Source organism: Actinophytocola sp., from assembly GCF_035762905.1.
In the GTDB taxonomy this organism is placed as follows: domain Bacteria; phylum Actinomycetota; class Actinomycetes; order Mycobacteriales; family Pseudonocardiaceae; genus DASYTH01.
In genome coordinates, this window is the sequence record NZ_DASUCC010000155.1 from 76936 (window position 1) to 95033 (window position 18098).

General features: G+C 70.7%; 19 protein-coding genes and 1 tRNA gene. 15 read left to right on the top strand and 5 right to left on the bottom strand.

Annotated elements, in window-relative coordinates; translation table 11 throughout:
* Nucleotides 1–75: 75 nt before the first annotated feature.
* On the top strand, nt 76–300 hold the full coding sequence (locus VFV67_RS34220) for a hypothetical protein (protein WP_326474869.1): 225 nt from the start codon (nt 76–78) through the stop codon (nt 298–300).
* A 186-nt stretch (nt 301–486) separates the two neighbouring features.
* Here VFV67_RS34220 and VFV67_RS34225 read toward each other — a convergent pair whose 3' ends face one another.
* The 3 genes from VFV67_RS34225 to VFV67_RS34235 all read right to left on the bottom strand — a co-directional run bounded on the left by VFV67_RS34225 (nt 487) and on the right by VFV67_RS34235 (nt 2090).
* Nucleotides 487–876 (bottom strand): hypothetical protein, encoded by a 390-nt coding sequence (locus VFV67_RS34225; RefSeq protein WP_326474870.1) that lies wholly within the window; start codon nt 874–876, stop codon nt 487–489.
* 152 nt (nt 877–1028) lie between these two features.
* Complete coding sequence (locus VFV67_RS34230; protein WP_326474871.1) at nt 1029–1925, bottom strand: tyrosine-type recombinase/integrase; 897 nt, start codon at nt 1923–1925, stop codon at nt 1029–1031.
* Between the two features lie 92 nt (nt 1926–2017).
* Nucleotides 2018–2090, bottom strand: a tRNA-Arg gene (locus VFV67_RS34235).
* 147 nt (nt 2091–2237) lie between these two features.
* Here VFV67_RS34235 and VFV67_RS34240 point away from each other — a divergent pair.
* The 7 genes from VFV67_RS34240 to VFV67_RS34270 all read left to right on the top strand — a co-directional run bounded on the left by VFV67_RS34240 (nt 2238) and on the right by VFV67_RS34270 (nt 9467).
* Nucleotides 2238–3176 carry an ATP-binding cassette domain-containing protein gene (locus VFV67_RS34240; protein WP_326474872.1) on the top strand — a complete coding sequence of 313 codons (939 nt, stop codon included), beginning with the start codon at nt 2238–2240 and terminating at the stop codon, nt 3174–3176.
* The gene (locus VFV67_RS34245) at nt 3173–4378 is read left to right on the top strand and encodes an ABC transporter permease (protein WP_326474873.1); all 1206 of its coding nucleotides are present in this window, start codon (nt 3173–3175) and stop codon (nt 4376–4378) included. The genes VFV67_RS34240 and VFV67_RS34245 overlap by 4 nt, the downstream gene beginning before the upstream one ends.
* A gap of 59 nt (nt 4379–4437) precedes the next feature.
* Nucleotides 4438–5085 carry a response regulator transcription factor gene (locus VFV67_RS34250; protein ID WP_326474874.1) on the top strand — a complete coding sequence of 216 codons (648 nt, stop codon included), beginning with the start codon at nt 4438–4440 and terminating at the stop codon, nt 5083–5085.
* Between the two features lie 96 nt (nt 5086–5181).
* Entirely contained in the window at nt 5182–6591 is a 1410-nt protein-coding gene (locus VFV67_RS34255) for an ABC transporter substrate-binding protein (protein WP_326474875.1), read from the top strand.
* Between the two features lie 10 nt (nt 6592–6601).
* Nucleotides 6602–7642 carry an ABC transporter ATP-binding protein gene (locus VFV67_RS34260; RefSeq protein WP_326474876.1) on the top strand — a complete coding sequence of 347 codons (1041 nt, stop codon included), beginning with the start codon at nt 6602–6604 and terminating at the stop codon, nt 7640–7642.
* A 2-nt stretch (nt 7643–7644) separates the two neighbouring features.
* Nucleotides 7645–8598 (top strand): sugar ABC transporter permease, encoded by a 954-nt coding sequence (locus tag VFV67_RS34265; protein WP_326474877.1) that lies wholly within the window; start codon nt 7645–7647, stop codon nt 8596–8598.
* Nucleotides 8598–9467 (top strand): carbohydrate ABC transporter permease, encoded by an 870-nt coding sequence (locus VFV67_RS34270; protein WP_326474878.1) that lies wholly within the window; start codon nt 8598–8600, stop codon nt 9465–9467. The genes VFV67_RS34265 and VFV67_RS34270 overlap by 1 nt, the downstream gene beginning before the upstream one ends.
* Before the next feature lie 6 nt (nt 9468–9473).
* On the opposite strand, the gene VFV67_RS34275 is transcribed toward VFV67_RS34270, so the two are convergent.
* Nucleotides 9474–10130, bottom strand: coding sequence for a histidine phosphatase family protein (locus tag VFV67_RS34275; RefSeq protein WP_326474879.1), 657 nt, complete (start codon nt 10128–10130; stop codon nt 9474–9476).
* 58 nt (nt 10131–10188) lie between these two features.
* Between VFV67_RS34275 and VFV67_RS34280 the strand changes: the two genes are divergently transcribed.
* The 5 genes from VFV67_RS34280 to VFV67_RS34300 all read left to right on the top strand — a co-directional run bounded on the left by VFV67_RS34280 (nt 10189) and on the right by VFV67_RS34300 (nt 15215).
* The gene (locus VFV67_RS34280) at nt 10189–10506 is read left to right on the top strand and encodes an EthD family reductase (protein WP_326474880.1); all 318 of its coding nucleotides are present in this window, start codon (nt 10189–10191) and stop codon (nt 10504–10506) included.
* Nucleotides 10503–11693: a GNAT family N-acetyltransferase gene (locus tag VFV67_RS34285; RefSeq protein ID WP_326474881.1), complete on the top strand. Its 1191-nt coding sequence runs from the start codon at nt 10503–10505 to the stop codon at nt 11691–11693. Before VFV67_RS34280 ends, VFV67_RS34285 begins: the two co-directional genes overlap by 4 nt.
* A gap of 48 nt (nt 11694–11741) precedes the next feature.
* Nucleotides 11742–12437 carry a response regulator transcription factor gene (locus VFV67_RS34290; protein WP_326474882.1) on the top strand — a complete coding sequence of 232 codons (696 nt, stop codon included), beginning with the start codon at nt 11742–11744 and terminating at the stop codon, nt 12435–12437.
* Nucleotides 12438–12457: 20 nt separating this feature from the next.
* Nucleotides 12458–13834, top strand: a complete 1377-nt coding sequence (locus VFV67_RS34295; RefSeq protein WP_326474922.1) for a HAMP domain-containing sensor histidine kinase — start codon at nt 12458–12460, stop codon at nt 13832–13834.
* A gap of 73 nt (nt 13835–13907) precedes the next feature.
* The gene (locus VFV67_RS34300; RefSeq protein WP_326474883.1) at nt 13908–15215 is read left to right on the top strand and encodes a S1C family serine protease; all 1308 of its coding nucleotides are present in this window, start codon (nt 13908–13910) and stop codon (nt 15213–15215) included.
* A gap of 236 nt (nt 15216–15451) precedes the next feature.
* Here the strand turns inward: VFV67_RS34300 and VFV67_RS34305 are convergent, their stop codons facing one another.
* Entirely contained in the window at nt 15452–16117 is a 666-nt protein-coding gene (locus tag VFV67_RS34305; protein WP_326474884.1) for a glycosyltransferase family 2 protein, read from the bottom strand.
* Between the two features lie 197 nt (nt 16118–16314).
* Here VFV67_RS34305 and VFV67_RS34310 point away from each other — a divergent pair, with 197 nt between their 5' ends.
* The gene (locus tag VFV67_RS34310; protein WP_326474885.1) at nt 16315–17001 is read left to right on the top strand and encodes a response regulator transcription factor; all 687 of its coding nucleotides are present in this window, start codon (nt 16315–16317) and stop codon (nt 16999–17001) included.
* Nucleotides 17002–17011: 10 nt separating this feature from the next.
* Nucleotides 17012–18064: a HAMP domain-containing sensor histidine kinase gene (locus tag VFV67_RS34315; protein ID WP_326474923.1), complete on the top strand. Its 1053-nt coding sequence runs from the start codon at nt 17012–17014 to the stop codon at nt 18062–18064.
* The last annotated feature ends 34 nt before the right edge of the window (nt 18065–18098 follow it).

An 18098-nucleotide genomic window follows, 5' to 3' on the forward strand; every position in this document is an offset into this window, starting at 1 on the left:
GGCCCGGCCCCCAGCACCGGTGGGCGCGGCTGCCCGACGTTCCGCCGCGCCCGCCGGGCTCCACCGGAGAGCGTCATGACCACCACCGTGGTGTGGATGCGGTCCGAATACGACAGGCGACTGCACGCGTTCGATCCGGACAAGATCGGCAGCGAATTCGCCGAAGCCCTTTGTGATCACAGTGCACCGGTCAAGTGTTTACAAAGGACCGAGACAGGTACACGCTGCTATGCGTGCCTGCTTCTCCACGGCGCTGACCTTGCCGACAACCAAGGTGAGGCGGCGAAATGGGCGCACTAGGCGACGACGCCATGCTTGGGACACCTGCCCCGGGCGGATACCGCTGGCGCCGCAGCATGTTCCGCCCTGAACTGGTGCATCTCGCAGCAGTAGATCAGCCGGCAAGGTTGGCGCGCAGCGCCGGCCGGAACTGGGTGTGGTCGGTGTGCGACCGCGCCGTTCAAGCCGACAGCGGCGAGGACAAGTTCACGATGCGCTGCCCTGACTGCTCCGCGTGGTCCGAGGAGCACCCCCCGCAGCCTTAGCGGCGCGCGCTTTCGCCGACGCCGCAGCCATCCGGCAGAAGTGTGCCTTGCGGGCGTTCTCGGCGCGCTGGGCGCGTTCCTCCGGCGGCAGCACGCCGCCCGGGTCGACCTGCTTGGCGAACCTGTCGTGGGCGGCCTTGCGGGCGGCGGCGGTGCGCTCGGCGCGGTTGCTGGTGTTGGACCACATGGTGTGCGCGGCGACCTTTGCGCGCAGGGTCCGCTGTTCCGGGGTCAGGGGCGCCTTCGGCGTCGCCCTCACCCGCCGCCGCTTTGCGGGCGGCGGCGGGCTCGGCGGGTCGTCGTCCGCGCAGGTGGTCGGCGCGAGAAACATCGGTGGGGACGGACGCTCCCATGACTGCTCGAGCCGGGGCTTGTAGTTGGACCGGTTGCGGCGGGATGGCGCGCCGTACCCCTTGCGTTTGCCTAACTTACGGGTGCCACTGCGTCTCGCCATGCCCAGTAGCACAGCGCTCCCGTGTCACCTCAGACCCGGTCGCCGAGGGACAGCCGGCGGTGCGCGTCGTGGGCCCGCTCGTCGGCCGCGGCGGCGCCGTAGCGGTGCAGCATCTCCGACGATCGCCACCCCATGATCCGCATCAGGTCGGTTCCGTCCCCGCCTTCCTTGCGCCACGTGTGCGCGAGGGTGTGCCGGAACTGGTGAGCGTGCACGTGGGTGCCGACGGCCCGGCCGCGCCGCGCGAGCATGAGCCGAACCCCGTTGGCCTTCAGCGGGCCGCGGTTGCGGTCCGATAGCCACAGTGCGCGGTGGTGGGCCCACTTCTCCCGCTCCCGCACGCGCAGGTAGCGCGCGAGCGCCTGCGCCGCCCGCGCCCCGAACGGCACGGCGCGGGGCCGCCGGCCCTTCCCGAGCACCTGCAGCACCTGCAGGTCCAGATCCACGTCATCGACGCCCAGGCCGGCGATCTCGCCGAGCCGGCACCCGGTGTCCAGGAGGAGCCGGATGATCGCCGCGTCGCGGCGCGAGATCATGTCCCGGCCGGCGCACGTGTCGAGCAGCTTCTTGGTGAGGTCGTCCGGCACGATCGGGATCGGCCGCTCGGGCACGAACGGCGCCTTCACCTTCGCCATCGGGTTCGCGTCGATCTCGTCCTCGTCGACCAGCCACGCGAAGAACGTTTTCAGGCTGCGGTACTGGGTGTGGGCGTTGCCGGGGCTGGTGCGGTCCATGATCTCGGTGATGAACTGGCGGATCTGGTCGGCGGTGATCTCGGTCGGTTCGACCGGCTCGGTCAGCTTGCCGGACCAGGCCGCGAGCTGCTCGGCGGCGCAGGTGTAGATCCGGATGGTGGCGGCGGATTTGTTCTCTGCCTTCAAGGCAGTCCGCCATGATCGGACGAACAGGGCCCACAGATCGGTCATTGGCACAGACTCCAGTTGGTGTGTCACTGAGCGCTGCGCTAACGAACGTGTGTCCGATCGTTCCGTCGTTGTTGCTGGTCACACCACAGGTGTGCCCCCGGCAGGATTCGAACCTGCGACCTACCGCTTAGGAGGCGGGCGCTCTATCCCCTGAGCTACGAGGGCCGTGGGGACAGCGTAGCGGGTGGGTGGGCTGGGCACGGAGGGTGATGAGGTGTGGGTGGGGATGGGGAGGGGAGGGAGGGGGGTCCGGGTGGGGGCGGGGAACGGGAGGTGATCAAGGGTGGGTTGGTGCGGGTGGTTTGGGGTGGGATGGGGCAGGATGGCCGGGTGAGTGACAGGCGGTTGGTGTTCGACTCGTTGTCGAAGCGGTATGGGGACGTGGTGGCGTTGCGGGAGGCGACGTTCGACGTTCGGGCGGGGGAGCTGTTCGGGTTCGTGGGGAGTAACGGGGCGGGGAAGACCACGGCGATGAGGATTGCGCTCGGAGTCCTGGCGGCGGACTCGGGCGTGGTCTGGTGGGATGGGGCGCCCATCACGCTGGAGACCCGGCGGCAGGTCGGGTACATGCCGGAGGAGCGGGGCCTGTATCCGAAGATGCGGGTGGGGGAGCAGTTGGTGTATCTGGCGCGCTTGCACGGGTTGGGGCCGCGGAAGGCGCAGCGGGCGATGGAGGAGTGGACGGAGCGGCTGGGGGTGGCCGGGCGGCGAGGGGACGAGGTGCAGAAGCTGAGTCTGGGCAACCAGCAGCGGGTGCAGTTGGCGGCGGCGCTGGTGCACGATCCGACGATTCTCGTTCTCGACGAGCCGTTTTCGGGGCTGGATCCGGTGGCGGTGGACGTGATGAGCGGGGTGTTGCGGGAGAAGGCGGCCGAGGGGATTCCGGTGGTGTTCTCCAGTCACCAGTTGGATCTGGTCGAGCGGCTGTGTCACCGGGTGGGGATCATTCGGAGTGGACAGATGGTGGCGGTCGGCACCGTGAACGAGTTGCGGGCGGGGGGAACCGTGCACCTCGTGGTCGACGCGCCGAACGCGGGGCCGGACTGGGCCGATGCGTTGCCCGGCGTGCACTTGCGCGGCTGGGAGGGCAGCAAGGTGGTGTTGGAGCTGGACCACGGCGCCGACGACCAACTGGTGTTGCAGACGGCGTTGTCGACCGGTCCGGTGCGGGAGTTCACCCGGCGGCAGGCCACGTTGACCGAGCTGTTCCGCAACGTGGTGAGCGCGGAGCATGAGGAGAGTGCGGCGTGACGGGGTCCGATGTTCGGTTGGGAACTTGGCAGGCGGTACAGCTGGTCGCCTCCCGTGAGGTGACGACCCGGTTGCGGTCCAAGGCGTTCATCTGGTCGCTCGTGGTGACCCTGCTGCTCCTGATCGGGTTCGCGCTGACCATGAAGCTGGTCGACGGCGGCGCGGACGCGACGGTCGGGGTGACCGGGCAGACCGCCGCACTGCAGGGACCGCTGACCGCGACCGGTGCCGCGCTGGAGCAGGACATCGAGATTCGGACCGTGCCGGACGAGGCGGCCGGCCGGGCGCAGGTCGCCGACGACTCGCTGGACGCGCTGCTGATCGGCGACGGCCAGCGGATCCAGGTGGTGGTGAAGAAGGAACTGGACGGCAGCCTGCGTAACGCGCTGAACGTGCTGGCCGGGCAGCTCGTGCTCAACCAGGCGATCGAGCGGCTGGGCGGCGACCCGGCCGCGGTGGGCCAGGCGGTCGCCGGTGCGGGGATCGACGTCGAGTCCCTGGAACCGCCGTTTCCCTATGAGCAGCAACAGCTTGTGCTCGGCATCATCGCCGGCATCCTGATCTACATGGCGCTGCTGCTCAACGGCACGACGGTGGCCACCGGCGTGGTCGAGGAGAAGTCCAGCCGGGTGGTCGAGCTGCTGCTGGCCACGATCCGGCCCTGGCAGCTGATGGCCGGCAAGGTGGCCGGCATCGGGCTGGTCGGGCTGATCCAGATCGTGGTCATCGGCGTGGTCGGGGTGGTCGCCGCGCTGGCCATCGGGGCGCTGACCATCTCCGCGTCGGCCGCGTTCGGCACCGTGGTCTGGCTGATCGTCTGGTTCCTGCTCGGCTTCGTCATGTACTCGCTGGTGTTCGCCGCGCTGGCCGCGCTGGTCTCCCGGCAGGAGGACGTCCAGGGTGTGATCACGCCGCCGATGATGGTCGTGGTGCTCGGCTACGTCCTGGGCATCTCGATCCTGCCCTCCGACCCGGACAACAAGCTGTGCGAGGTCCTGTCGGTGATCCCGTTCTTCGCGCCGACGATGATGCCGATGCGGCTGGCCATGGGCGGAGTGCCGGGCTGGCAGGCGGCACTGTCCGTAGTTCTGGTGGTGCTCACCATTCCGGCGCTGGTCTGGTTGTCCGGTCGGATCTACCGCAACGCCGTTGTGCGCAGCGGCGCCCGGGTCAAGCTTTCCGACGCTCTGCGGCCGGCGTAGCAGGTATTACGGTCAGCAACGGGATAGAATCCCGGCGTGGCCAACCCTGCGAGGCTGAGGTGATCAAGGTACTGCTCGCGGACGATGAGGACCTCGTCCGCTCCGGACTCCGGACGATCTTGACCAGCGCCGGTGACATCGAAGTGGTCGCCGAGTGCGACGACGGGCTGTACGTGGCCGATCTGGCGCGGCAGCACCGGCCCGCCGTTGTGCTGCTGGACATTCGAATGCGCAGCACGGACGGGTTGTCCGCGCTGCGCAGGCTGCGGGCGCTGCCGGAGCCACCCTCGGTCGCCATGCTCACCACCTTCGACGTGGACGAGTACGTGCAGGAAGCGCTGCGGATCGGGGCCAACGGGTTTCTGCTCAAGGACACCGAGCCGGCTCAGCTGATCAAGGCGGTCCGGGACCTGGCCCGTGGCGGGGCGGTGCTGGACCCGAAGGTGGCCGCGCGGGTGTTGTCCGCGGTGGCCGACGGCGCGCGGGCGGCCGAGCCGGCGCGGCGGTTGCTCGCCTCGCTTTCCGAGCGGGAGCGGGAGGTCGTCACGCTGATCGGCCAGGGGCTGTCCAACGCCGAGATCGGCAACGAACTGCACCTGTCCGAGGCGACCGTGAAGGGCTACGTGTCCGCGGTGCTCGGCAAGATCGGCGCGGTCAACCGGGTGCAGGCCGCGCTGGTCGCGTTCCGTGGCGGTCTGATCGCCTGACCGCATCGCGAACAAGGTCACAGCAAGATCGCAACACTGGTGACACGGGCGACGGCGGCGTTACCGTGCCTGGTACTCCAACGGAGGAGCGAGCTGATGAGTGACAAATTCACCAGGCGGGATGTGCTCCGGACGGCGGGATTGGCCGCGTTGGCCGTATCCGCCGGCGCGTGCGCCAGCGAGGAGGGCGGCGGCCCCGGCGGCGCCCCCGCGCCGTCGACCGGTGCCCCTGAGGAGACCTTCGCCGAGCCGAGCTCGAAGCTGTCCGGTGACCTGAAGATCCTGTTGTGGAGCCATTTCGTGCCCAGCCACGACGAGTGGTTCGACAAGTTCGCCAAGGACTGGGGCGCCAAGACCGGCGTCAACGTGATCGTGGACCATGTGGACCAGGCGCAGATCCCGACCCGGATCGCCGCCGAGATCCAGGCCGGGCAGGGCCACGACGTGATCCAGTACATCGCGACGCTCTCCCAGTACGAGCCCAGCGTGCTGAACATGAAAGACCTGGTCGACGAGGCCAACAAGCGCTGGGGCCAGCAGTTGGACCTGTGCCGCAAATCCAGCTTCAACCCGGCGACCGGCAAGTTCTACTCCTACTCGCCGGGCTGGGTGCCGGACCCGGGCAACTACCGCAAGTCGCTGTGGGAGCCGGCCGGCTTCGGCAACGGACCGACCACATGGGACGAGCTGCTCACCGGCGCCTCGGAAATCAAGAAGAGCCAGAACATCCAGCTCGGCCTCGGCATGTCGCAGGAGATCGACTCCAACATGATCCTGCGCGCGCTGATGTGGTCGTACGGCGCCTCGGAGCAGGACGAGAACGAGCAGGTAATCCTGGACTCGCCGGAGACGGTGGCCGCCGTCGAGTACATGACCAAGCTCTACCAGCAGGCGATGACGCCCGAGGTGTTCTCCTGGAACGCGGCCAGCAACAACCAGGGCCTGGTCGCGGGCAAGCTGTCCTACATCGTCAACTCGATCTCGGCCTGGCGCACCGCACAGGGCAGCAACCCGACGGTGGCCGACGACGTGTTCTTCGTGCCGGCACTGAAGGGCCCGAAGGCCGCTCTGGCCGCGCAGCACGTGCTGTACAACTGGATCATTCCCAACCACGCCAAGGGTGTCGACGCCGCCAAGGAGTTCCTGCTGCACTACACGGCGAACTTCGCGTCCGCCACCTACCACTCCAAGCTCTACGACTTCAGCGCCTGGGCGGACAAGCTGACCCCGAGCCGGGACGCCTGGCTGGACAGCGACCCGTTCGGTGCGAAGCCGGCGAACAAGTTGAGCTTCCTCAAGGACTCGCTGTCCTGGAGCACCAACATCGGCCACCCCGGACCGGCCAGCACGGCGATCGGCGAGGTGTTCAACACCTTCGTGATCCCGAACATGTTCGCAAGGGCGGCCCGCGGCGAGGCCTCCCCGCAGCAGGCGGTCAAGGACGCGGCCCAGCAGGTCAACGCGGTGTTCAACAAGTGGCGGGCCGCCGGGCTCGTCGGCGGCTGAGGTAGGGCGCATGGCGGTAGTCGAGGTCCGCGACCTCAGCAAGCATTTCGACGGCGGCCAGGTGCACGCGATCGACGGTGTGGACCTGACCGCCGAGGACCGGGAGTACCTGGTGCTGCTCGGGCCGTCCGGCTGCGGCAAGACCACGTTGCTGCGCACGATCGCCGGGCTGGAGGAACCGACCAGCGGTGACGTGCTGATCGACGGGGACGTGGTCACCGGGCTGCCGCCGCGCGCCCGCAAGATCGCCATGGTGTTCCAGAGCTATGCGCTCTATCCACACAAGACCGTGCTGGCCAACATCGTGTTCCCGTTGCGGGCCGCCGGAATGCCGCCGGAGCAACGGGAGCGCAAGGCCAACTGGGCGGCCGAACTGCTCGGCATCGCGCCGCTGTTGAAGCGCAAGCCCCGCCAGCTCTCCGGCGGCGAGCGGCAGCGGGTCGCCCTGGCCCGGGCGCTGGTCCGCGAGCCGCACGTGTTCCTGCTCGACGAACCGCTGTCCAACCTGGACGCGAAGCTGCGGGCCTCCGCAAGGGACGAGCTGAAGTCGTTCCAGGACGAGATCGGCATCACCACCATCTACGTCACCCACGACCAGGTCGAGGCGATGGGCCTCGGCGACCGGATCGCGGTGCTGGCCGACGGAAAGGTGCGCCAGGTCGGCCCGCCGGTGGAGATCTACGACCATCCGGCGGACACGTTCGTCGCCACGTTCATCGGCTCCCCACCGATGAACCTGGTGCGCCGGGACGGGCAGCTGGTCGGGTTCCGGCCCGAGCACCTGCTGCCGATCGAGAACGTGCGGGAGGACGACCGGGTGACCATGCCGCTTGCCGTGGACCGGATCGAGTACCTGTCCGGGGACCGGCACCTGTACGGCACGGTGACCCGGATCGGCGAGGAAACCCGGGTGGTCGTCCGCCTACCCTCCACAGTGGACACTCCGATCGTGACCGGCGAGACGCACGAGTTCGCCGTGCACGGCAGCAAGTTGCGGTTCTTCGACGCGGAGAGCGGCGAGCGCGCCGACCCGGTCCGGCTGGGGACCTGATCATGGCCACGACCACCGAGCAGGCCACCACGGCACCGCCCGACCCGGTGCCCCGGCCGGTCGCCCGGCGTACGTTCGCCGACCGGGACGGCCTGCTGGCCTGGGTGTTCCTGCTGCCGAGCGTGGTCTACATCATCGCGCTGGTGGCGCTGCCGTTCGGCCTGGCGATCGCGTTCGCGGTCTCCGACGTGACGGCGGGCGACCCGTCCTACGACTATGTCGGGCTGGTGAACTTCCGGCGGGCGTTCAGCGACCCGGTGTTCTGGCGCGCGCTGGGCAACACCCTGATCTTCACCGCGATCTCCATGGTGCTGATCGTGATTCTGGGCAAGGTGCTGGCGAACATCCTGATCGCCGACTTCAAGGGCAAGTGGCTGGTCCGGTTCTTCGTGCTGCTGGCCTGGACCACGCCGGTCGCGCTGTCCTCGATCTCCTGGCTCTGGCTGCTCGACTCGATCTTCTCGCCGATCGACTGGGTGCTGCGCCAGGTCGGCATCCTCGGCCCGAACGAGAACGTGTACTACCTGGGCGAACCGGGCTGGGCCATGGCCTCGGTGATCGCCGTGCACGTCTGGCGGCTCACCCCGCTGGCGGCGGTGATCATGATCGCCGGTCTGGTCGCCATCCCCAGGGACATCGACGAGGCGGCGCGGGTGGACGGCGCCGGCTACTGGCGGCGGATGTTCGAGATCACCATCCCGATGGTGCTTCCGGTGGTGGCCGTGGCCGCGCTGTTCGGGGCGATCTTCACGTTCACCGACATGGCCGTGGTCCGGGTGCTGACCAGGGGCGGGCCCAACGACGCCACCCAGGTGCTGGCCAGTTGGGCGTTCTACCGCGGCATCGAGGGCGGTGACGTGGCCCAGGGGGCCGCGGTGGCGCTGTTCCTGTTCCCGCTGCTGCTCGCCGCCGCGATCGCCATTCTGCGCGCGGTGCGCCGGATCGAGGTGGGCTGATGACCACGGCCGTGCTGCGCCGCCGGTACGAGCGGCAGCACCGGGCCCGCCGGGTCGGGGTGTACACCGCGGCGATCATCGCGGCGCTGTTGTGCGCCGGTCCGTTCGTGTGGAGCGCGATCACCGCGTTCAAGCAGAACCGCGACCTGTACAACCCGGACAGCAACCCGTTCTGGTTCAACCGCCCGCCCACCCCGGACCACGTGACCTACCTGTTCACCGACACCGGGTTCCTCACCTTCGCGTGGAACACGCTGTGGGTCGGCATCCTGGTCGTGGTGATCACGCTGGCCCTCGGGCTGCCCGCGGCCTACGCGCTGGCCCGGCTGGACCGGCCGTGGTCCGGTGCGATGGGCATCGGGATCTTCCTGGTCTACCTGGTGCCCCCGAGCCTGCTTTTCCTTTCCCTGTCCCGAATGGTGGTGGGCATCGGGTTGCAGGACTCGACCTGGTCGCTGGTCCTGGTGTACCCGACGATCACCATCCCGGTGTCGATCTGGCTGCTGATGGGCTTCCTCAAGACGATCCCGCGGGACATCGAGGAACAGGCGATGGTGGACGGCTACAGCCGGCTCGGCGCGTTCACCCGCGCCGTGATTCCGCTGTTGTTCCCCGGCATCGTCGCGGTCGTGGTGTTCGCGTTCACGCTGACCGCCAGCGAGTTCATCTACGCGCTGTCGTTCGTGGCGCCGACCGACTCGATGACGGTCAGCACCGGCGTGCCGACGCAGCTGGTCCGCGGCGACGTGTTCTTCTGGCAGTCGCTGCAGGCGGCCACCGTGCTGGTCGCCGTCCCGATCGCCTTCGTGTTCAACCTGTTCCTGGACAAGTTCGTGGCCGGCTTCACCGCGGGCGCGGTCAAGGGCTGAGGAACCTCACCCCGCCGGCAGCTGCGTGGCGCCGTCCGGCGAGTCCCGCCACTGCCGGAACGGGCGGTCCAGCCGCCAGCGCGCGCCGTCCAGGGTGAGCACCCGGTGCTCGCAGTGCCCCGGGTTGGACAGCGACTCGAACAGGTCGATGGTCCAGCCGAACATCCGCCGGCAGAGCAGCCGCATGGTCAGCCCGTGCGAGACGACCAGTGCGGTGTCCGGGTGGCCCGGGTCGGCCCGCACCCGCAGCTCCAGCTCGGACAGGAAGCTGGCCACCCGGTCGTCCACGTCGGCCCCGGACTCGCCGTGCGCCAACCGGTAGAAGAAATGGCCGAAATCGTGTCGTTTGCGCTTCTGCACCTCCTGTTCCACCGGATCCTGCAGGTTCCCCCAGTCCTGCTCACGCAGCCTCGGCTCGGGCACCGCACTGGTGATCAGATCGTCCAGCCCGAGCAGCTCGAAGGTGCGGGTGGTGCGCACGTACGGGCTGACGTACGCGGCCACCGGCGCGTCGCCGAGCACCTCGCGCAGCGCCGGCCCGGCCGCGCGCGCCTGCCGGACACCCAGGTCGGTGAGCGGCAGGGCATGGTCCGGGATCCGGGTGTAGGCCAGCTCGTCCACGTTGCCCAGGCTCTGTGCGTGCCGCAGGAGGATGATCTGCACGGCTATATGGTGCCGGGTAGGCCCGACGCCGGGTCCCGGATCGCACGAAGGAGTGCTCATGATCAAGTACATCGCGCTGTACCGCAGGCCGGCCGACCCGGAAGGCTTCGACAAGAAGTACTTCGAGTCGCACAAGCCGCTGATCGACAAGGTGCCCGGCCTGGTGCGCCAGGAGATCGCGAAGGTGGCCAGGACGTTCGTGCCCGGGTTCCTCGGCGAGGCCGAGCCGTACCTGATCGCGGAGCTGTACTTCGAGTCCAAGGAGGCGATGAAGGCCGGGTTCGCCTCGCCGGAGTGGCAGGTCGCCGGCGCCAACCTGACCGAGATCGGCGGCATGGAGCTGGTGGCGATGTTCTCCGCCGAGGTCGTCGAATGACCCTGGTCATCCGGGATGTCCGGGACGAGGACGGCGAGGCGATGTACCGGATCCGGCGGATCGCCTTCGGCGGGCCGCGCGAACCCGACCCGGCCAGGGGCGACAACCCGTACTGGCCGGACGGGTTCGAGGGCTGGTGGGGCATCGTCGCCGAGTTGGACGGCCATCCGGCCGGGTTCCTGCGCTCGCGGGACTACCGGCAGTTCTTCGGCGGCCGGGCGGTGCCGATGGGCGGGCTGGCCAGCGTCGCGGTCGACCCGTACGCGCGGGGCCGCGGGGTGGCCACCGCGATGCTGGACCGGGCACTGACCGGGCTGCGCGAGGCCGGCCAGTGCATCTCGGCGCTGTTCCCGTCCGTGCCGGCGCTCTACCGGGCCCGCGGCTGGGAGCAGACCGGGCTGTACGAGCGGATGATCCTGCCGCTGGACCTGCTCACCGCGCTGCCGAGGCCGACCGCGCACCGCACCACCCGGCCGGCCCGGCTCGAGGACCTGCCCGCACTGCAGGCCGCCTACCTCGCCTTCGCGTCCACAGTGGACGGAATGCTGGACCGGGCCACCAAGGCGCACCGGCTCGAGGAGATCCTCGAACTGGACATCGCGGACCTGGTCCCCGGCACGGACGGCGTGCGCGGCTACCTGACCGCGGACCGGCCGGAGGGCGAGCGGCTGATCACCTTCGACCTGATCGCCGACGACCCGGACACGGCCAGCCAGCTGCTGCGGCACCTGGCCAGCTGGGCCGGCACGCTGCACGACGTGTCGCTGCGCGTGGTGGACCAGGCCGTGCGTGATCTGCTGCTGGCCCAACCGGTGCTGCACGACGTGCGCAACCATCCGTGGATGCTGCGGGTGGTCGACCTGCCGGCCGCGGTGGCCGCGCGCGGCTGGCCGCTGACCGCGCTGCTTCGCCCGCTGGCGGTGGACCTCGAGGTGGTCGACGAGCACGCCCCGTGGCAGGCCGGCCGGCACCGGATCGTCTTCGACGGCGACAAGGTGTTCTGCGAGCCGGGGGGCACCGGCGCGGTTCGGCTGCACGCCAGGGCACTCGGCCCGTGGTACGCCGGGTCGGCGGACACCGCGATGCTGCGCCGGGCCGGGCTGCTCGAGGGCGACGCTAAGATCGCGGCGCAGTTGGACGCGCTGACCGGAGCCCCGCGCGCCGTCCGGATGGCCGACTCGTTCTAGCCGGCGCTTCTCAGGCGCGTCTCAGAACGGCAGGGAACACTGGGTGACATGCGCATACTCGTGGTCGATGACGACCGGGCGGTCCGAGAGTCGCTGCGCCGGTCGCTGGAGTTCAACGGCTACCAGGTTGACCTGGCCGGAGACGGTCAGCTGGCGCTGGACGCGGTCAAGCTGGCCCGGCCGGATGCCATGGTGCTGGACGTGACCATGCCTCGGCTGGACGGCCTCGAGGTGTGCCGGCGGCTCCGCAGTACCGGCGACGATCTGCCGATCCTGGTGCTCACCGCGCGGGCCATGGTCTCCGACCGGGTGGCCGGCCTCGACGCAGGCGCCGACGACTATCTGCCCAAGCCGTTCGCCCTCGAGGAGTTGCTTGCCCGGCTGCGGGCGCTGCTGCGCCGGGCGGTCCCCGACCCGGACGCGGCCTACCGGTCCGAGCCGCCGCTGCACTTCGCCGACCTCGAGATGGATCTCGGCACCCGGGAGGTGCGCCGGGGCGAGCGGCTGATCAGCCTGACCCGGACCGAGTTCGCCCTGCTGGAGATGCTGCTCCGGCACCCCAAGCAGGTGCTCACCCGCAGCCGCATCCTCGAGGAGGTCTGGGGCTACGACTTCCCGACCTCGGGCAACGCGCTCGAGGTGTACGTGGGCTACCTGCGCCGCAAGACCGAGGCGGACGGCGAGTCCCGCCTGATCCACACCGTGCGCGGGGTGGGCTACGTGCTGCGCGAGACACCGCCGTGACGGTGACCAGCCTGCGGGCCATGCGGCAGCCGTCCCGGATGACGGTCCGGGCCCGGATCGCGTTGCTGGCCGCGCTGTGTGTCGCCGGAGCCGTGGCGCTGACCTCGATGGGCGCCTACCTCACCGTCTACCGCAGCCTGTACGAGCAGATCGACGACAACCTGGGCAGCCGGGCGGCGAACGCGCTGACCACGCCCGGCCTCACCGACTCGCCGAGCGGCCGGATTCCGATCGGCTTCCTGTCCCTGACCGACGTGCAGTACACGGTGATCGACGACCGGGGCACGATCGTGTTCGACATCGGCCAGCCCAAGCCGGCGATCGGCGACGCGGAGCGCCGGGTCGCCCAGCGCCAGCAACGCAACAGCATCAGGACCGACGAGCGGACCGACAGCCGGGTGCTCGCCGTGCCGGTGCCTGGGGCCAGCGAGGACCTCGCGCTGGTCGTCGGGCAGCCGCTCGGCCCGACCAGGGATCTGCTCAACGACCTCGCCGTGGTGCTGCTGGTGGTCGGCGGGCTCGGCATCGCGCTGGCCGCGCTGGCCGGTGCCGCGGTGGCCCGGGCGAGCATGCGGCCGGTGCAGCGGCTCACCCAGGCCACCGAGCGGGTGGCCAGAACCGGTGACCTGCGGCCGATCCCGATCAGCGGGGACGACGAGCTGGCCCGGCTCACCCAGAGCTTCAACACGATGCTGGGTGCGGTGCAGGCGGCGCAGGAGGACCAGCGCCGGCTGGTCGCCGACGCCGGGCACGAGCTGCGCACGCCGCTGACCTCGTTGCGCACCAACCTCGAGCTGCTGCTGGCCGCCGAGGCGCCGGACGCGCCGTCGCTGTCGGACAAGGACAAGCGGGAGATCTACGCCGACGTGCGGGCGCAGCTGGACGAGCTGACCCAACTGATCGGCGACTTGGTGGAGCTGGCCAGGGAGGACGCCACCGCGTCGGTGTGGGAAGCGGTGGACGTCGGCGAGATCGTCGAGCAGGCGCTGGATCGGGCCCGGCGCCGGGGCAGCGACCTGCACTTCCAGGTGTGGGTGCAGCCGTGGGTGCTGATCGGCGACGCGGCCGGGTTGGAGCGGGCGGTGCTCAACCTGCTGGACAACGCGATCAAGTTCAGCCCGCCGGGCGGCACGGTCCGGGTGCGGCTCGGCCCGATCGGCGACGGGTTCGCGGTGCTCGAGGTGGCCGACGAGGGGCCGGGGATCAGCGACGAGGACCTGCCCCGGGTGTTCGACCGGTTCTACCGCTCGCCGGAAGCGCGCACGCTGCCCGGCTCCGGTCTCGGTCTGGCCATCGTGCGGCAGACCGCGCTGCGGCACGGCGGCGAGGTGCTCGCCGGGCGGGCGCCCGAGGGCGGCGCGCTGTTCACCTTGCGGCTGCCCGGTGTGCCGGCCTAGCCGGCCGCTGAGACACTGAGATTGCACAGCGTGATCTCAGGTAGCTCTCAGCCGCGTGGCGCAAGGTGGTCACATGACGGAACAGAAGCCCGACGGGACCCCGGCTGAATCGAGCCCGTGGGCGGCCGGTGGCTCCAGTGGCACCGGCCAACCCCAGCCGCAGCCGCAGCCGCAACCCCAGGCCCCGACCGAGCAGGTGCTGTTCGGCTCTGCCTACACCCCGCCGACCGGCCAGCAGCAGCCCTACCCGGCGGCCCAGTCGCCGTACCCGCAGCCGCAGCCCGGTTCGCAGCCGCGCCGCTCGCGCGGCGGGGTGCTGGCCGGGGTGACCGTGCTTGCCCTGGTGGTCGGCGGCGTCGCGGGTGCGGCCGGTGGCTATCTGGTCGCCGACTCTCAGTCCGGATCCAACGGTCCCTCGGTCAACGCACTGGACCAGGCGCCGCCGGCTCGGCAGACCGCCGCTGCTCCGTCCGGAACCGTGGAGGCCGCGGCCGAGAAGGTGCTGCCGAGCGTCGTCCAGTTGCAGGTCCAGGGCCGGTCCTCGGCAGGGGAGGGTTCCGGCTTCGTGATCAGCTCGGACGGCCTGATCGTCACCAACAACCACGTGATCGCCGGGGCCGCGCAGGGTGGGCAGATCGTGGCGGTGTTCGAGAACGGCAGCACCGCTCGGGCCACCATCGTCGGCCGTGACCCGGACTCCGACGTCGCCGTGGTCAAGGCGCAGGGCGTCAGCGGCGTGGCGGTGGCCGAACTGGGCCGGTCCGACGATCTGCGGGTGGGCCAGTCGGTCGTGGCGATCGGCTCGCCGTTCGAACTGTCCGGCACCGTCACCTCGGGCATCGTCAGCGCGCTGCACCGGCCGACGAGGGCCGGCGGCGAGCAGGGCGAGCAGCGCACCGTGCTGGACGCGATCCAGACCGACGCCGCGATCAACCCGGGCAACTCCGGCGGCCCGCTGGTGGACCTGCAGGGCCGGGTGATCGGCATCAACTCGGCGATCTACAGCCCGCGCACCGGCGACGTGGCCGCCGGCTCGGTCGGCATCGGCTTCGCCATCCCGATCGACCAGGCCCGGCGCACCGCCGACGAGATCGCCAAGACCGGCAAGGCCACCCAGACCGTGCTCGGCGTGCAGGTCAGGGATGCCGCGCAGGGCGGCGCCTCGATCGACGCGGTCACCCAGGACGGCCCGGCGGCCAAGGCCGGCCTGCAGCAGGGGGACGTGGTCACCAGGCTGAACGACCGCCGCATCGACAGCTCCGACGCGCTGGTCGCGGCGGTGCGCGCGCAGGCGCCCGGCGACACGGTGAAGCTGGTGCTCGGCGACGGTTCCCGGACCGTCGACGTGACACTCTCTGGACAACCGGTCGAACCCAACTGACACTGTAGGACGCTCGGCCGCAGGAAGCGGCCGAGACCAACGTCCGGCTCGATGCCCCCGAGCCGGTGAGGCCCCCGGATGGCGGGCCTGATGTGCGGAGCCGCACGCGGACGGTCATCCCCTCGCCCGCCCGCGTGCGGCTCCTTTTCTTCCACCGTGTCCACATTGGACAGATCGACCGGTCACGCCGGTGCGGCCGCGGACCCCACCGCACCATGATTCGCCGGCAAGCTCGCTCACCGAAGCACGCCGGCCATGTCCCGCACCCCCCGCACCGTGCCGCGCACCGAGCCGCGCACCGAGCCGGCCATCCTCGACCGGGTGCCGGCGGTGCGTGGCCGGTAGGCCACGTCCAGCTCCACGACCGGCCAGTCCGCCGCGGCCGCCCGGAGCAGCAGTTCGAGCGGGTAGCCCAAGGCCCGGTCGCGCACCTCGAGCCGGAGCAGGTCGGCCCGGCGGGCGGCGCGCATCGGGGCGATGTCGGTCACCGTGAGCCCACGCCGGCGCAGCAGCGCGGCCAGCACCCGGGTTCCGGCCCGGGCGTGCCACGGCCAGCAGCCGCGGGCGACCGGCACCCGGCGGCCCACCGCGAGCCGGGCCCGGCCACTCGCCACGAAGGCGACCAGCTTCGGCAGCTCGGCCGGATCCAGCGAGCCGTCCGCGTCCAGGAAGCACACGATCTCCGCGGTGGCGTGCACCAACCCGGTGTGCACGGCCGCCCCGTACCCGCGGTGCGGCTCCGGCACGACGGTCGCGCCGTGCCGGGCCGCGATCTCGGTCGAGCCGTCGGTGGATCCGTTGTCCACCACGATCGCCCGGTAGCCGGCCGGCAGCGCGGCCAGCACGCCGGGCAGCGCCGCGGCCTCGTCGAGGCAGGGCAGTACCACGTCGACAACATCCATGGCCGAACCGTAGGTCCACCCCGGACGGTGGTAGAACCCTTGCGGCGCTTACCGAAATGTGACGGGGCGGAACTTCTTACGGAGTTCTGACGGAACCCGGCGGCGGCCGGCACACCGCCGGCCGCGGCGCTACCGTCGGGCGGTGTCCCCTGCTGTCCGGCTACCATGTCCTGCCTGCCTGACGAACTGGTGATCGCATGACGCAGGTGCTCGTGGTGGACGACGACCTGACCGTGCGCGACGTGGTCCGCCGCTACCTCGAGCGCGGCGGGCACCGGGTCGCGCTGGCGGACAACGGCGAGGACGCGCTGCGCTGGATCGCCGACAACGATCCCGATCTGGTCGTGCTCGACCTGATGCTGCCCGGCATCGACGGGCTGGAGGTGTGCCGCCGGCTGCGCCGCCGCAGCGCCGTTCCGGTGGTCATGCTCACCGCGCTCGGCGAGGAGGAGAACCGGATCGCCGGGCTGGAGCTCGGCGCCGACGACTACGTGACCAAACCGTTCAGCCCCAAGGAGTTGGCTCTCCGGGTGGCCTCGGTGCTGCGTCGCGCGCAGGCGCCCCCGCCCCGGGTGGAGCCACGGGTGGTCGTCGACGGCGAGCTGGAGCTGGACGTGGCCGGGCACCGGGCCGTCCTGCGCGGCACGGAACTCGCGCTCACCACGCGGGAGTTCGATCTGTTGCTGTTCCTGATGTCGCACCCGGGCGAGGCGTACACCCGGGAAGCGTTGCTGGACAAGGTGTGGGGCTGGGACTTCGGCGATCAGTCCACTGTGACCGTCCATGTGCGACGGTTGCGCGAGAAGATCGAGACCCGGCCGGAGAAGCCGAGCCGGATCGTCACCGTGTGGGGAGTCGGATACCGCTATGACCGCCGCGCCTGACCCGTCGGGGGTGATCGGGGCCAACGAGACCTTCTGGCAGATGCTCGCGCACGCCTGGGACATCCTGCCGGTGGTGCTGGCCCTGACCGTTCCGGTCACCCTGGCCGGGCTGGTGCTGCTCTACCTGCTGCACCGGGGATCGCTGGCCACCAACCTGACCGTGCTGGTGCTCGTCCCGATGGCGGCGACCGTGGCCGGGGTGATCGGGGTCAGCGGGTTCATGTTCACCGCCACGCTCACCACGATGCTGCTGGTGTGCCTGCTGGTCGTGCTGGTCACCGTGCCGGCGGCGATCCTGCTCGGCCGGGCGGTCGCGCGGCGCAGCGTGTGGGAGCGCGAGGCCCGGGAGCGGGAGCGCGCGGCCGAGGCGTCCCGGCGCGAACTGGTCGCCTGGATCAGTCATGACCTGCGCACCCCGCTGGCCGGGATCCAGGCGATGAGCGAGGCGCTGGCCGACGGGGTGGTCTGCGAGCCGCGCGAGATCACCGGCTACGCCAGCCGGATCGGCACCGAGGCGAAGCGACTCGCCGGCATGGTGGACGACCTGTTCGAGCTGTCCCGGATCACCGCGGGCACGCTGCGGCTGACCATGTCCGCCGTCCCGCTGCAGGACGTGGTCGCCGACGCCTTGGGAGCCCAGATGCCGGTGGCGCAACGTAAGCGGGTCACGGTCCGGGCCGACGCCGATGCCTGGCCGGTGGTGATCGGCAGCGATCCGGCGTTGACCCGGGTAGTCCGCAACCTGGTGTCCAACGCCATCCGGCACACCCCGCCGGACGGCACCGTCGCCGTGCAGGTGGGCGTCGACGGTCCGGAAGCCATCCTGTCGGTGGCCGACGCCTGCGGCGGTATCCCGGAGGACGAGCTCGGCCGGGTCTTCGAGGTCGCCTTCCGCGGCGCCCCGGCCCGCACCCCCGCCGTCGGCCGGGACGAACCGGTCGGCGCCGGCCTTGGTCTGGCCATCGCCAAGGGCCTGGTCGAGGCCCACCGCGGCACCATCGGCGCGCACAACCACGGGCCCGGCTGCCGCTTCGAGGTCCGCCTGCCGCTGGCCCAGCCCTGAGCCGCCGCGGCGGCCGGGTTCGGCGTGTGCAACG

What these genes read in the sequence shown, in the direction of transcription:
- VFV67_RS34265 (WP_326474877.1), top strand. Translation starts at nt 7,645, where the DNA reads ATGGCCACGACCACCGAGCAGGCCACCACGGCACCGCCCGACCCGGTG.
- VFV67_RS34230 (WP_326474871.1), bottom strand. Translation starts at nt 1,925, where the DNA reads ATGACCGATCTGTGGGCCCTGTTCGTCCGATCATGGCGGACTGCCTTG.
- VFV67_RS34290 (WP_326474882.1), top strand. Translation starts at nt 11,742, where the DNA reads ATGCGCATACTCGTGGTCGATGACGACCGGGCGGTCCGAGAGTCGCTG.
- VFV67_RS34255 (WP_326474875.1), top strand. Translation starts at nt 5,182, where the DNA reads ATGAGTGACAAATTCACCAGGCGGGATGTGCTCCGGACGGCGGGATTG.
- VFV67_RS34270 (WP_326474878.1), top strand. Translation starts at nt 8,598, where the DNA reads ATGACCACGGCCGTGCTGCGCCGCCGGTACGAGCGGCAGCACCGGGCC.
- VFV67_RS34280 (WP_326474880.1), top strand. Translation starts at nt 10,189, where the DNA reads ATGATCAAGTACATCGCGCTGTACCGCAGGCCGGCCGACCCGGAAGGC.
- VFV67_RS34240 (WP_326474872.1), top strand. Translation starts at nt 2,238, where the DNA reads ATGGGGCAGGATGGCCGGGTGAGTGACAGGCGGTTGGTGTTCGACTCG.
- VFV67_RS34285 (WP_326474881.1), top strand. Translation starts at nt 10,503, where the DNA reads ATGACCCTGGTCATCCGGGATGTCCGGGACGAGGACGGCGAGGCGATG.
- VFV67_RS34225 (WP_326474870.1), bottom strand. Translation starts at nt 876, where the DNA reads ATGTTTCTCGCGCCGACCACCTGCGCGGACGACGACCCGCCGAGCCCG.
- VFV67_RS34305 (WP_326474884.1), bottom strand. Translation starts at nt 16,117, where the DNA reads ATGGATGTTGTCGACGTGGTACTGCCCTGCCTCGACGAGGCCGCGGCG.
- VFV67_RS34310 (WP_326474885.1), top strand. Translation starts at nt 16,315, where the DNA reads ATGACGCAGGTGCTCGTGGTGGACGACGACCTGACCGTGCGCGACGTG.
- VFV67_RS34260 (WP_326474876.1), top strand. Translation starts at nt 6,602, where the DNA reads ATGGCGGTAGTCGAGGTCCGCGACCTCAGCAAGCATTTCGACGGCGGC.
- VFV67_RS34220 (WP_326474869.1), top strand. Translation starts at nt 76, where the DNA reads ATGACCACCACCGTGGTGTGGATGCGGTCCGAATACGACAGGCGACTG.
- VFV67_RS34295 (WP_326474922.1), top strand. Translation starts at nt 12,458, where the DNA reads ATGCGGCAGCCGTCCCGGATGACGGTCCGGGCCCGGATCGCGTTGCTG.
- VFV67_RS34300 (WP_326474883.1), top strand. Translation starts at nt 13,908, where the DNA reads ATGACGGAACAGAAGCCCGACGGGACCCCGGCTGAATCGAGCCCGTGG.